Genomic DNA, 12205 nt, shown 5'->3' with positions numbered 1-12205 from the left:
CTATTATTAATTTAAAAATTTACTATTAGCAAGGCAATAACCATGCCATGACTTATTAGTAGACAGAAACACGGTAATCTAAACATTTTGATTACATAACTGACGTTACTTATGTACGACATAGGCAAGTACCTCGCAATGTTCTACAATTAAGGATGAAAGAATTACCAAAGGGAAATTATGTCAAGCACGAAGCAATACACTATTGGATGTATTATTGGCACCAGGCCTGAAGTGATTAAAATGGCTCCGATAATCTTTAAATTAAAAGAAAGCTCTTGGGCAAAAGTTATCGTCATTAATACTGCCCAACATAGAAATCTCTTGGATGATATGTTGCAGCTTTTTGGTATAGAACCAGATTCTGATCTGGATATCATGACCTTTAATCAATCGCTCGGTGAGTTGACTGCAAATTTATGTACTAAGTTGGAAAACTTACTGCAATTACATCATTTTGATACCTTATTAGCCGCGGGTGATACCACAACAGTCTTTATTTCATCGCTAATAGCCTTCTATCATCGCATTCCTTTCGGACATGTAGAAGCGGGCCTTCGCTCTTATAACATCTATGAGCCCTTTCCTGAGGAAATTAATCGAGTATTAGCAGCCCCCCTTTCCACCTGGCATTTCGCCCCTACTATGCTAGAGAAAGAGAATCTTCTTCGTGAGAATATCAACCAAGAAAAGGTCGTTGTCACTGGTAATCCAGTTATCGATGCCCTTTACTGGGTTTTAGAGCATAGAAAGGTTAATGATTTTATGAAGGATTTAGACAATATTGTTCTTGTTACCACACATCGCCGCGAGAATTTTGGGGAAAATTTGCATAATATTTGCTCTGCAATCATTGAGCTCACCGAACGATTTACACATCTTAATTTCGTTTTTCCTGTCCATCCAAATCCTAATGTACAACGTGTTGTTCATGAGTTATTAAAAGACAAGCCAAGAATTCATCTTTTAAGCCCATTAAAATACGACCAATTTTCACATCTCATGCAACGCGCCATATTACTCTTAAGTGACTCTGGTGGTGTACAGGAAGAAGGTCCAGCCCTTTCTAAGCCTGTTCTCGTTTTAAGAGATGTAACCGAGAGACCAGCAATCTTAACTGAGGGTGTTGGTTTATTAATTGGCACAGAGAAAAACAACATTGTTTCTGCTGTAACTCATCTACTAACTGATAAAAATTTATATACAAGCATGTCTCGTGGCGTCTCACCCTATGGTGACGGCCATGCGGCAGAGCGTATTGTTGCAAGCTTGGAATATAATTTGATAAATAAAAATGAGAAAAAACTCAAGGCGAAAGAATCGCTTGTTGCTCATCCTAAAGGAAAGTCAGTAAGGACAGGGATTCAACCCTAATCTATTGTTGTAAAACACTGATTATCTTTTCTCCCCCTTGAGGGGACACTGCCATTAAGTTAAGGAAGGTTTTGTCATTCCCGCCTTCGCGAGAATGACAAATGCCCTTAACTTAATGGCAGTGAGGGTTTAAAATATTGAGCCTACCCTTCATTATCAATCAACACAAATTGCGCCTTATAAGGTTGAATATGATTAATGATTTTCTCAATTAGCAGTTCATTTGTCGGATCCTCAATAGTAAGAACAAGTGTATTATTGGGCTCATCAAAAGAAATGACAGAGGTTTCATGCTCTTCAAGCCATTTAAGCAATTTCTTCGGGACTAAGGCACTACAACTTTTCTTAGCCTCAGCAATCTTAGATTGTGGGAATAGTCGTAAATTATATTGTGTCGATAATAATTGCAGTAATTCTCTATTACTAATCATATTTAAACGGAAAAGCACCTGACCTAGCCGTTCTCCAGTTCTTTGCTTTTCCAAAATAGCTCGCTCTAAGTCTTTTTTGTTGACTAATTTGTTCTCAAGTAAAAGATCGCCTAAGCGGCGCCGGTAGGGTGTAAGAATATGACTGCCAGGAAATTGATGGTCAGTTTTATCCCAGACTGGCCCCTTCCCTGTTGGAGCTGCTGGTGCTGCAGCAGAGTTAGCAGCCGGTGCTGGCTGTGGTTTAGAAGCTGCATTAAAGACTTGGACGGCACGAATAATCGCATGTAGGTTGAGAACATTGCCATAAAAGGCACGTGGGATTGATAAGAAGGCAGGCAGCCAATATTGATAAACACGCACAATAGCGATTGCACGTTGCATTAGACGTTCACACATAACAATAGTAACAACGATTATTAACCACCAAACCCAAGTATGTATGTTTAACTGTTCTTGTAAGGAAGGATATTCAGGATTTTTATAGGTTGAGAATGAGTAAATCACCCAAAATAGGAAAACGATATAGCCAAAACCGTTGATAAAGTGAGTTACCAACCCTTTGCGATCATGGGCTAAGGTAAATCTAAGGCTCCATTCTTTTGGCCATTTTATATGGCTCCATTCTTGAAAAATGATGCCAATTATCCAGCGTGATTTTTGCCGGACAGCCTTGCTATATTCCATAGGAAACAAGGCTCGAGTAGCAATATATTCTTTCACAGGCCTTTGCACATAACCTTTGCGAAAGAGCCCCTTTCTTTCCCAGCGCATACGGGTAATCGATTGACTAACAAAAATTTGCTTTAATTTTTTGATACGGATAGCAAGGGAGGTATGGTAGTCCTCTGTCAAGGAATCAATCGAAAATGGCCCTCCGGTTGCAGGATCCTCAAGCACCTGCAAAACATGTCTTGAAAAGGCCGTTCCCACTCCGGCAGAAGGGACATGGGCCCGTATCGACTCTCTCACAATAATGTCTTTAGTATGATTCTCAGCAAATTCATCAGCATAAAGCCAATGAGTAAAATTCCAATAATTAACTTCTAGGGGAAATACGGGAATTTGAATCATATCCTTGCGGGGAATCAGATAGTTATAGAGTTTAAATGATAGCGGATGGATAACATCCTCAGAATCATGGAATACAAAAACTTCAAATTGCTGGCCAAGCTCTTTTTCAAACTCTTTAACCCGCCGGTAAACGCCATTTAAATTTGCAGCCTTATTGGTTGGCCCGGGGTTTTCGCCAATTATGCACTGAACATTAGGAATAATATTGGCAACGGATTGCACTGCGTTAATAGTTGCTGGATCGTTAGGATAGACCCCAACAAAAATATAGTAATTCCGATAGTCGATCGCATAACAATTATGCTTAAGCATGGTTATTATTACATTATCCTCATGCCAGCAAGGGACTAATATCGCTATTAATTGCTCTTCTTTATCAACCAACTTTTCATAAGTTAAGGGCTCATAATGTCGGGTTTTCCATAAACGAACAAAGTATCTTAGCCAATAATAAATATCGATAAACAGATCATCGATTGCAGAAATAGAATAGAGCACGGCTAGCCCTACCAGGAAATACCACATGACAAAATACAGCATTAATATAATTTCATTTGGCATCACATTTTCACGTATAAAAGAAGTTGAACTGTTCTGTTAGTGTAGTATTTACCATAAGGATTTGTGGAATTACCAACAGGAAGGTACATGCCCTTGATTGCTTCAAAACGAATCAGTGCATTAAAACGATTCGACGGTTGAATACTAAAGCCCGGGCCAACTTCAGCAATATTGTTAAAAAAATCGCGATTCGTATCAAAGAGAGTGCGGCCAGTCATATAAAAATTCAACATAGAGCTGTGATATTGCAGTAAACGAATACCCTGATTAGTCTTTAAAGTGGTAATCACATTATTCCTAAAACGTGAAAAATAAGAGGTATCCGCATAGAGAGTACAATAATACTTAGCTCCTAAGGTTAACTTATCATAATAGGCTGGCCTTGCTCCCAATTCATTGTAATACATAAAACCACCTCTTAGGTCACCACGCCAGCGGGTCCTATTCCGAAAAACCAAATCATAGGCTCCACCAGCTTCAACAAAACCTACGAGTGGTATCTTTTTAAAGGGAGTAACTTGTAAACCGATACTAATAATACGAACATTATCTTCATAAATTTGTGGAATCTGTCCAAGATTAAGTGTTTTATTATCATCAGTTTGGCGAAAAGCGATATAGGATTTAGTCTGAAATCGATCATTCAGCTCAATCCCTAAGCGTGCAATTAAGGGTCTGACAGTTAGGCCAAAACGACTTTGCTTAAAGGGAGTAAAAAAGAGTTCGCTAAAGTAAGGAGCGGGTAAAAACTTTGTCTGTACACCGGCAAGGTTAGTCATAGCGTTCTGAGCGCGTAATTCTAGCTCTTTATCTTGTGTCTTGGTGGCAAATTTAAAATATTGGTAAGCCCGATAATTATCTCTCACTTCGCCATAAAGATAACCTAATTGCATTGCCAAATCGGCCTGATAAGTCAATTCATAAGCGCGCTTGAAGAAATCAATAGCATCTGCAGTAGACTTTTCTTCGATAGCGAGAAAGCCCCCCTCTTTCAAGGCTTGGACATTATTAGGATATTCGCGAATGATTTGCTTGATTAAAACCCAAGCCGCCTGCTTATTTGTTTTTTTCAACAAATAATATTGGTCAAGCATTAATGATTCCCTGGTTGCCTGCATAGCCTGAGCCTGATTCTGGGGCTGCAAAGTTGGTTTATAACTGACAATTTCATAACTTTTTAAGGCTTTTTGCCGTAACTCCTTATCCTTTGACATAGAGGCGAGCAAAAAATATGAAGCAGCATCTTCATTTTTTTTCTCAAGCGCATAAAGATAACCGAGTTGTAAAGCAAGCTTGTCTGAAGGCTCCTCATTGAAAGCAAGGCTCAAATAAAAGATCGCAGTATTCGTATCCTTTTTTTGCAATGCAAGATAGCCAATTTCTTCATTAATCAATGGCTTATTAGGAGATAATAAATGTAATACAGCTAGGAGTTCATTCGCTTTATCTGCTTCGTTATCACGGGTTTTATAATATAAATCTAAAAGAATTTGGAGGACGGTAGATTCTTTAAATTCGATTTTTGGTTGAGCTATTTCCCTATAGGCATAATTGATATAACTAGGTATATAAGATGCCATGGAATTGATCATTAGCTGGGCATCAATTTTTAATTTTGTACCTTTTTGCTGTTTTTTAAGCTCAGTAAAAAGCTGAAGAGCCTTATCCCAATTACCAAGTTCATAATAGGTATAAGCTAATTGCCCAGCATATTGGTTATTTTCAGGTTGCAATTGATGAAGGCGCTCTAAAAGCGGTAAGGCGTCTCTATTATTTTTTTCTTTAAGATAGATATCCGTTAATTCTTTCAATGCTGGGAAATAGTTTTCATCTTGTTGGAGAATAATTTGCAGCGCTTTTTTTGCTGCAGCAGGATTATCTTGCTTGAATAAATAATATTTATTCATCAATACAGTTGGGTCTCGTTGCAGAGAAAAGGTCTGCTTATGAGCAATAAATATCAAAAACCCTATAACAAGAGCCGAAATTGATACCGCGATAATAATTTTACTTCGCTTTGCCATAATTATTGGTTTTATAGACAATAGCTTACGTTAACTTAAATTAAACCACTAAACCAGTAGTCTGCTAAGGCTGTATTCTCATAATGTGCCAAATAATTAGTAAAAACTCGTTTCGCCTCATCTTTTTTCTTACAACCCAGAAGACTCAGAAGATAAGTCTGGGTAAATAATTCGTCCTGTGCATCACTTCCTCCCATTTGAAAACAGCTATCAATGATCGGCGACAAAAGCTTGCAAACATTTTGATGGTCTGACTCGACAAAATAACTAATTGCTTTGCAAAAAGGTAAATTAACAGTTAGCCATAGCTCGCGAGAGTACCCCTCAGCTAATGAATTCGCATAGCTTTGAATCGCCTTTAAAGCCTTTTCAACTTGTTTCTTTTCACCTGCCCGCGCCAAACAATAAATAAAATGAGCGGAATTAAAGCCCGTGTAGGGTTCAAAAGGATGAACGCCAAGGTAGTTAGCGATTGACTTGAATAAATTATCTTGTGGCATTCCCGCCATATCCATTCTCCATAGCAACGAGATGGCGTCTAATTGCTCAAGAGCAGTTTCAGGAAGCGTTCCAAAAATCCCCTGGTTAAACAGAGCAAGAACCTCAGTCTCATCACGATTTGCTAAATAGAACAAAGCCAAATGCCAGCTATTATGGCCTTTTAGCAAAGGAAGAATTTGTTCCCAACTCGATTGAAACCGTCGCAAACATGCAATTCCACCACCGAGATCACTTTCAAATAAATAAGCATGTGCCAGACAATGATGAGCCCAGGGAGTAATTAACTCCATATCTATAGCCCGTTCAGCTAGAGCCATTGACGCTTTATGTTTACCGCTAAGCTGCAAAGCAAAAGCATGTATTGCTAAAAAATGAGATTCGTCTTGGTTGTATTTAGCCATTTTTTCACAGAAAGCTAAAAATCGCTGGGACTGATAAACTTGCCCACTGCAGTAGAAAAGCCATTCGGCAAATTTAGCAGCCAAGGTATCACGTGGGAAAAGTTCAGTAAGCGCACTAAAAAGATTGAGTGCCGCTTGATAATCCAAGCGAAGCCATGAATGAACAGCTTGATAAGAGAGCTGCTCACGTAAATTGGCCTTAGGCAATTGTTTTTCTGCTTTAAGTAGATGTGCTGCAGCTAGATTAGTTGTCACATTTTCCTGAGCGTATAAATAAAATGCAGCGGCATAGGTTTGTATTAGCAAATTATCTGGATGATGCTCAGCTGCACTTAAAATATCTTCAGCAAATTTACCAGAACCTACTATTTGATGGTGGAAATGATTAATGCTTTGGATAACTTCTATAGAGTTTGTACTGACCTGCAAACCTCTTTGTGTTTCCATGGCTAATGCTCTCATCCCTGCTGAAAAATTATTGAAAAATAATAGCATACTACTAACTAAAAAAAGATCTAGCCTACCAACGCTAAGGGAGTGTTAAGCAGAGCTCATTCGGTAGACTTGATATAGAACCATTTTTATCATGAACATCTTTCTTCGTCAGCGAGTGTAATATTTTGTTTTCTCGCTCTAAATTTTCAATAAAGGGGAATCTTGGCCTGAGTCTCTTTTTGTCATTACTCAACACTATTGCATGACTGTCAGCATCGTCTTCAGAAGCCTCAGCATCTTCAGCTAAGTCTTCATCCTCAGTATCATACACCTCACTATTTAATTTGCTGAAATCCGTTACTTTTTTAGCATATAAAGTCGGGGCAAATGGCAATAAAGTTTCAAATGCGTCAAGAGCCATTTCATTAAAGCCAAAACTACGATAAAAATTCTTACCTGCTGCTGAAGAGATTAATGACATTGAGGAAATATTTAACTCCACAGCAATATCATGCAAAGCTAACAATAACATCGAGCCTATTTTTTTATCACGGAAATCCTTGTCTACAGCTAGAGTATGCAAATCCACAAAATCATCCTGTTCCCTAATAGAACCTATGATTACACCAACTACTACCCCCTTATTTTTACAACTAATACATAGGGTATTGCTTGTTGAATCGAGTAAATAGCCTGCCTTATAACTCTCAGCTTCATTTTTTGGGAAGGTATCTTCAACTAGAAGGTCAATTTCATCTACATCAAGATCATCACTTTCAGTGATTAATTCAAACTCAAAGCCTGCTTCTGCAAGAGTAGATTCTAAGTTTTGTGAAATCAGCTCACTTAGCGCTGTTTCACCATTTAGGATATCTTGAAGAGTTGACATGGGTTCTAAATGCTCATTTAGGTATAAAATGAATCATTATACACCAAATTAAATCTATTTCCAGGGTTGGATTCGAAGATCTTCCCGCCTGGGTATGCTCCGTTTAAGTTGAGGAAGCGTGTAGCGCTGTCTCGAAGCCTTCAAGACCGGAGGTATCCCCACGAATTTTCAACTCAAAAAAAATAGTTATTTATTAAATCATTATGCTCTTTCTTATGTCGTTCCCGCGTAGGCGGGAATCCATTTCTCAAGCAAAGGTAATCACTCTGTTTGGAAGATAGATTCCTGCCTGCGCAGGAATGACAGAAAAATAGATCAACTTAAGCGATTAACATACATTTTTTTAGTCATACATCTGAATTTCAAATTCGTGGGGATACCTCAGTTCGAGACGTGGCTTGCGCCCTCTCAGAGGTTTGCCTCAGAACGTCTGGAAAATTCAAGAGCTGTAGTTTTAAAATTGCTGGCTTGTGTTTTTGCCAGTCCATCCCAGTCTAATAGTTCGACGATTAACAGCTCTGTACTCTTTTCAAACTTAAGACAAGGTCTAAAATCGTTTAGAAGTGATAAGAGCTCGCTTAAACGGCAAGACTCCTCTTGGCACATGCAACTAACCAAATTTGAACAACTACTCAACATAGGTTCAATGCTCTCATTAGGTAGCCTTCTCTCTTTTTTACCCATGACTTGCTCCATTTTTAGTTTATCTAGACAGTATAGTTCAGAATTTGGACTCTACGCTCGGCTTACTTTGAACTTCTTATTATACTTTTGAGCAAAAAACGGGATGGTACCAACGATTGGATCATTGCCTGAGGAATTAAACTTGGTTCCATATTAATTTCAGAAGCAAGCCATTCTGCACAGAGTGGCACGCTGGTTAGTCCTCTGGAGCCAAAACCAGCACAGAGATATAAACCAGGAAGATAGGCACCAGAGCTTGGAAGCCACCGCCTGGCGTTGGTTGATAGTGAAGAAAAACGGGCTATAAAGCTGTTTTCATCTGGAACCGGTCCAACCAGGGGTAAATAGTCAGTTGTGGCTGCCCTAATCCCTACCCAATTTTCTTTAATTTGCTCAGACCAGTTAATTCTAGCTGGCATAGCAGCTAAGCGATTTAGATTTTCAATATCATCAGCAGAATAACTGTTTTTATCGCTAGCACCTAAATGATAGCTGGCACCAAAGGCATGGATATCGTTATGAACAGGTAGAATATGACCATCACCACAGAGAGGAATCTTTAGTTCGGCACTCTGTTGGTTAGCGCTGATCATGGTCATTTGCCCACGGATTGGCTTTATCGGTAAATAAGCAGTTGTACTAAATTGTTTGGCTTGATAACCATTGGCAATGACCAGCACCTCTGCACTCTGCCCCGCTGCATGCCAGAAGCCATCCTGATGTATAAGCTCAGACACTCTTGTGTTGGGAAACCATTCGACACCTGCGGTATTTGCTAGTAATTCACATAAGTTTACTGAGTTTATCCAGCCTGAATCCTGGATGAATAAACCGCCCACATCCAGCTTGATCCCAGCTATAGACGAAGCCTCCTGCGCATTAACATAAGCTGCAAGCTCAGGGTAGGCAGTCAACCATTGATACAAGCTATCCTGGGATTGACACTCTTTCGCGTCAAAGGCAAGTTGTAAGATACCTGACAATTCACCGATTGGCTCAGATGCAAGCAGGGTTTTGTAGGCACGGCTTGCAAATTGAAAAGCAGAGAGCATAAATGCACTAAGGGGCGAACGATAAGCGGAAAACATGGGATAAAGTACAGCCTGTCTGTTACCTGAGGCACCCTGGCCAACTTTAGAATTTTCATCCAGCAATACGACCTGCCAACCGCGTTTAGCCAAGGAATGAGCGGTATAACAACCTGCCAGACCAGCACCAAGGACAATTGCTTTCTTGGTTTTATAGGAGGTTTTAGAGGTATGCCAAGGGGTTGTACGTCGTTTTTTAGAGAAGGTGGTTAGCTCTTGAAATTCTGCGACCACCATATCGCGCTTAGGTCCAAAGCCCTTCATTTTTTTTACTAAAAAGCCGGAATCCTCAAGATGAGTTTTTACAAGGGAAGCCGCAGAATAAGTGGCTAAGCTAGTGCCTGGTTTCGAGAGCAACGCGATTGTTTCAACTAAGTCACTTGACCACATTTGCTGGTTTTTTGCAGGAGAAAATCCATCTAAATACCAGGCATCTACAAAGTGAGATCTTAGCTGACTTTCCAGCTTTGCATCACCACAAAGCAACATCTGTCTATAACAATCATTGGCCTCGCCCAGCATTAGAGTCAAATTGACTCGCCCTCCTGCAAATTGCAAGCGGTGATAACCAGGGGTTAATACTGGATATTGTTCAACTAAAGATTTTGCCTGAGTGGATAACTGCGGCCATAAATCAAGACAACGTTGCAAATCAGCCTTTGCTAAGGGGTATTTTTCACAGCTAAAGAAATGCAGCGTGACATTTTGCGGTGCATGTTCCATCCATAGTGCCCAGGTCAACAAAAAATTAAGCCCTGATCCAAAACCAGTTTCAGCAATAATGAACGAGTCCTGCGACTCATCATGCAAGGCTTGCCATCGTTTGATTAATTGGTTGCCTTCGATAAAAACATGCTGGGTTTCGGCCAAACCATTTTCTGCCGAAAAATAGATATCATCAAAAACCTGCGATCTAGGCAGCCCCTCTTGCCACAGGAGCTGTGCTTTCTCAATGGGGATAAAAGGATGACTCATAGGCTAGCTGAAAATTAACGACTGAACGGCATTATAGTCAATTCTATCGTAAAGAGAGAGTACATTTTTTGTGGGCTAAGCCGCGGGAATTCGAGAATACTTAAAAGACAACGCCTTATCCTTCTTCCCTTCAATCCAGACTGTGAGTTTCGGACTTATCAACCACAATACTAGTGCCGCTCCAAGAGAAAATAGACCTAACTCCAGGAAAACTCGGCTGTAACCACTATTAGTTAGAAGAGGTGAAAGGCTATCTTGTCCGGCTATCATCAAGTTTGAACTATAGCTGGATAAGGTAGCGCCAACACCAGAAGCCAACATCCACATGCCCATCATAACCCCTTGCAGCGACTGTGGTGCCAAGGCCCCTATCATGGCATAACCAATCGGAGAGATAAGTAACTCCCCTGCACTTTGCAAGATAAAACTTGCAAGGATCCAACCTGGTGAAACCATTCCTGTTGCGCTTGCCCGCATAATTCCCCAAGGCAAAATCACGAAAGCCAAACCGATTAATAATAAAGCACAGGCAAATTGCGTTGGAATATGAATCTTTATACCGCGTCCACGCAGGTGATTCAGGAGCAAACTTAAGACTGGCCCCCCAATGACTATGGAGAGAGTATTAATGTTTTGAAACCATTGCGGTGGAATATTGATAGTCAGTAAGCGGCGATCAACATTATGGGCAATGAAGTTGGTCAGCCCCATTGGTCCTATTTGGTAAAGTGTCCAAAACACCGTGCTTACAACCATTAATACCGCGAAGGCCAAGATTTTTTCACGAGCAAGCATTGAGTTCTGTTGATAAGCCAGCCAACAGGCAGCTCCCACCATGAGCAAGCCAATAAGGAGAATCAACCTGCATACCCAATCAGAAAAATGCAAAGCCTGACTTAAGAATATCGCTAAAAAGAATACAATTACCAAGCCGCGCTTCCAGATTTTCTTCTGTTTGTCTTTGGATAATTGTGAATAAAAGCTATTTTTATCCGCCAAACTTTGCCAAAAATACAGACATAAAAATAAGGCAATCATATTACCCAAAGAACTGAATAAAAATAAGCGCTGATAATCTTGCGATAATTGGAAATATCCACTTAGACTAAAACCAATAAAAAAGCCTAAATTCATCCCTGCATAATTCCACAAAAAAGCCGTTTCCCTGCGACTATCCTTAGGTTGAAACCGTTGGGTTAACATGCAATTAATGCAGGTAATATTTAAACCGCATCCAGTTAGAAAAGCCGCTAAACCGTAATAAAGAAAGGCTTTATTTTGATTGGCCAATAAGATACAGCCTAGAACCTGAGCGATCATGCCTAGACAAAACAAAGCTCTATTTGAAAAAAACCGTCCACCCAAATAACCGCCTAGCAAATGCAAAGCAAAATTCATAGCGATAAATACACCGGTAATTGAGTTTGCTAGAGTGAGTGAAAAACCTAATTTGCTGGTCATAAACAAGACTAGAGTTGAGTACAGCACGCTAAAACTTAGAGTCGAAAAAAGCTGGATAAAAAACAAGGCTATCGTACCCTGGGGAAAATAACTTTCTAACCGTTTTTTGCTATCCACTCTCGACATTAGATGTTTCCTTTGTTAGCTGTTTTTCCGACTATGACACGCAATTTTTTAGCTGTCTATGCATAAAGGGCAAGTAAATAAAGTTCTTACAAAACCCTGCAATTTCTTTACAAATATTGAAGTTAATTAACCAGTAAGTTCTAATTTTACTTGATTCATGCGATATTTATACAAATGAAACATC

8 protein-coding genes are annotated in these 12205 nt (G+C 39.7%); 1 reads left to right on the top strand and 7 read right to left on the bottom strand.

Annotated features, from left to right (window positions below; genetic code table 11):
• Positions 1-180 precede the first annotated feature (180 nt).
• Positions 181-1374 (top strand): non-hydrolyzing UDP-N-acetylglucosamine 2-epimerase, encoded by a 1194-nt coding sequence (wecB, locus tag BN1094_RS12700; protein WP_081935147.1) that lies wholly within the window; start codon positions 181-183, stop codon positions 1372-1374.
• 143 nt (positions 1375-1517) lie between these two features.
• Here the strand turns inward: wecB and BN1094_RS12695 are convergent, their stop codons facing one another.
• The 7 genes from BN1094_RS12695 to BN1094_RS12665 all read right to left on the bottom strand — a co-directional run bounded on the left by BN1094_RS12695 (position 1518) and on the right by BN1094_RS12665 (position 12021).
• Positions 1518-3437, bottom strand: a complete 1920-nt coding sequence (locus tag BN1094_RS12695) for a glycosyltransferase (protein WP_052403279.1) — start codon at positions 3435-3437, stop codon at positions 1518-1520.
• A complete protein-coding gene (locus BN1094_RS12690; protein WP_043874829.1) occupies positions 3437-5461 on the bottom strand; it encodes a tetratricopeptide repeat protein in 2025 nt (674 codons plus the stop codon). Before BN1094_RS12690 ends, BN1094_RS12695 begins: the two co-directional genes overlap by 1 nt.
• A gap of 35 nt (positions 5462-5496) precedes the next feature.
• Positions 5497-6810, bottom strand: a complete 1314-nt coding sequence (locus BN1094_RS12685) for a tetratricopeptide repeat protein (RefSeq protein ID WP_044011863.1) — start codon at positions 6808-6810, stop codon at positions 5497-5499.
• Positions 6811-6892: 82 nt separating this feature from the next.
• Positions 6893-7687 carry a GNAT family N-acetyltransferase gene (locus BN1094_RS12680; RefSeq protein ID WP_043874828.1) on the bottom strand — a complete coding sequence of 265 codons (795 nt, stop codon included), beginning with the start codon at positions 7685-7687 and terminating at the stop codon, positions 6893-6895.
• Between the two features lie 408 nt (positions 7688-8095).
• Positions 8096-8371 carry a hypothetical protein gene (locus BN1094_RS12675; RefSeq protein WP_043874827.1) on the bottom strand — a complete coding sequence of 92 codons (276 nt, stop codon included), beginning with the start codon at positions 8369-8371 and terminating at the stop codon, positions 8096-8098.
• Between the two features lie 62 nt (positions 8372-8433).
• Complete coding sequence (gene mnmC / locus BN1094_RS12670) at positions 8434-10434, bottom strand: bifunctional tRNA (5-methylaminomethyl-2-thiouridine)(34)-methyltransferase MnmC2/FAD-dependent 5-carboxymethylaminomethyl-2-thiouridine(34) oxidoreductase MnmC1 (RefSeq protein ID WP_043874826.1); 2001 nt, start codon at positions 10432-10434, stop codon at positions 8434-8436.
• A 75-nt stretch (positions 10435-10509) separates the two neighbouring features.
• Positions 10510-12021 carry a peptide MFS transporter gene (locus BN1094_RS12665; RefSeq protein ID WP_043874825.1) on the bottom strand — a complete coding sequence of 504 codons (1512 nt, stop codon included), beginning with the start codon at positions 12019-12021 and terminating at the stop codon, positions 10510-10512.
• Positions 12022-12205: the final 184 nt, after the last annotated feature.

Origin of the sequence: Legionella massiliensis (assembly GCF_000756815.1) — a bacterium.
Taxonomy (GTDB): Bacteria; Pseudomonadota; Gammaproteobacteria; order Legionellales; family Legionellaceae; genus Tatlockia; species Tatlockia massiliensis.
Note: the sequence above shows the minus strand (reverse complement) of the source record. Positions and strands in the feature narration are given on the sequence as shown.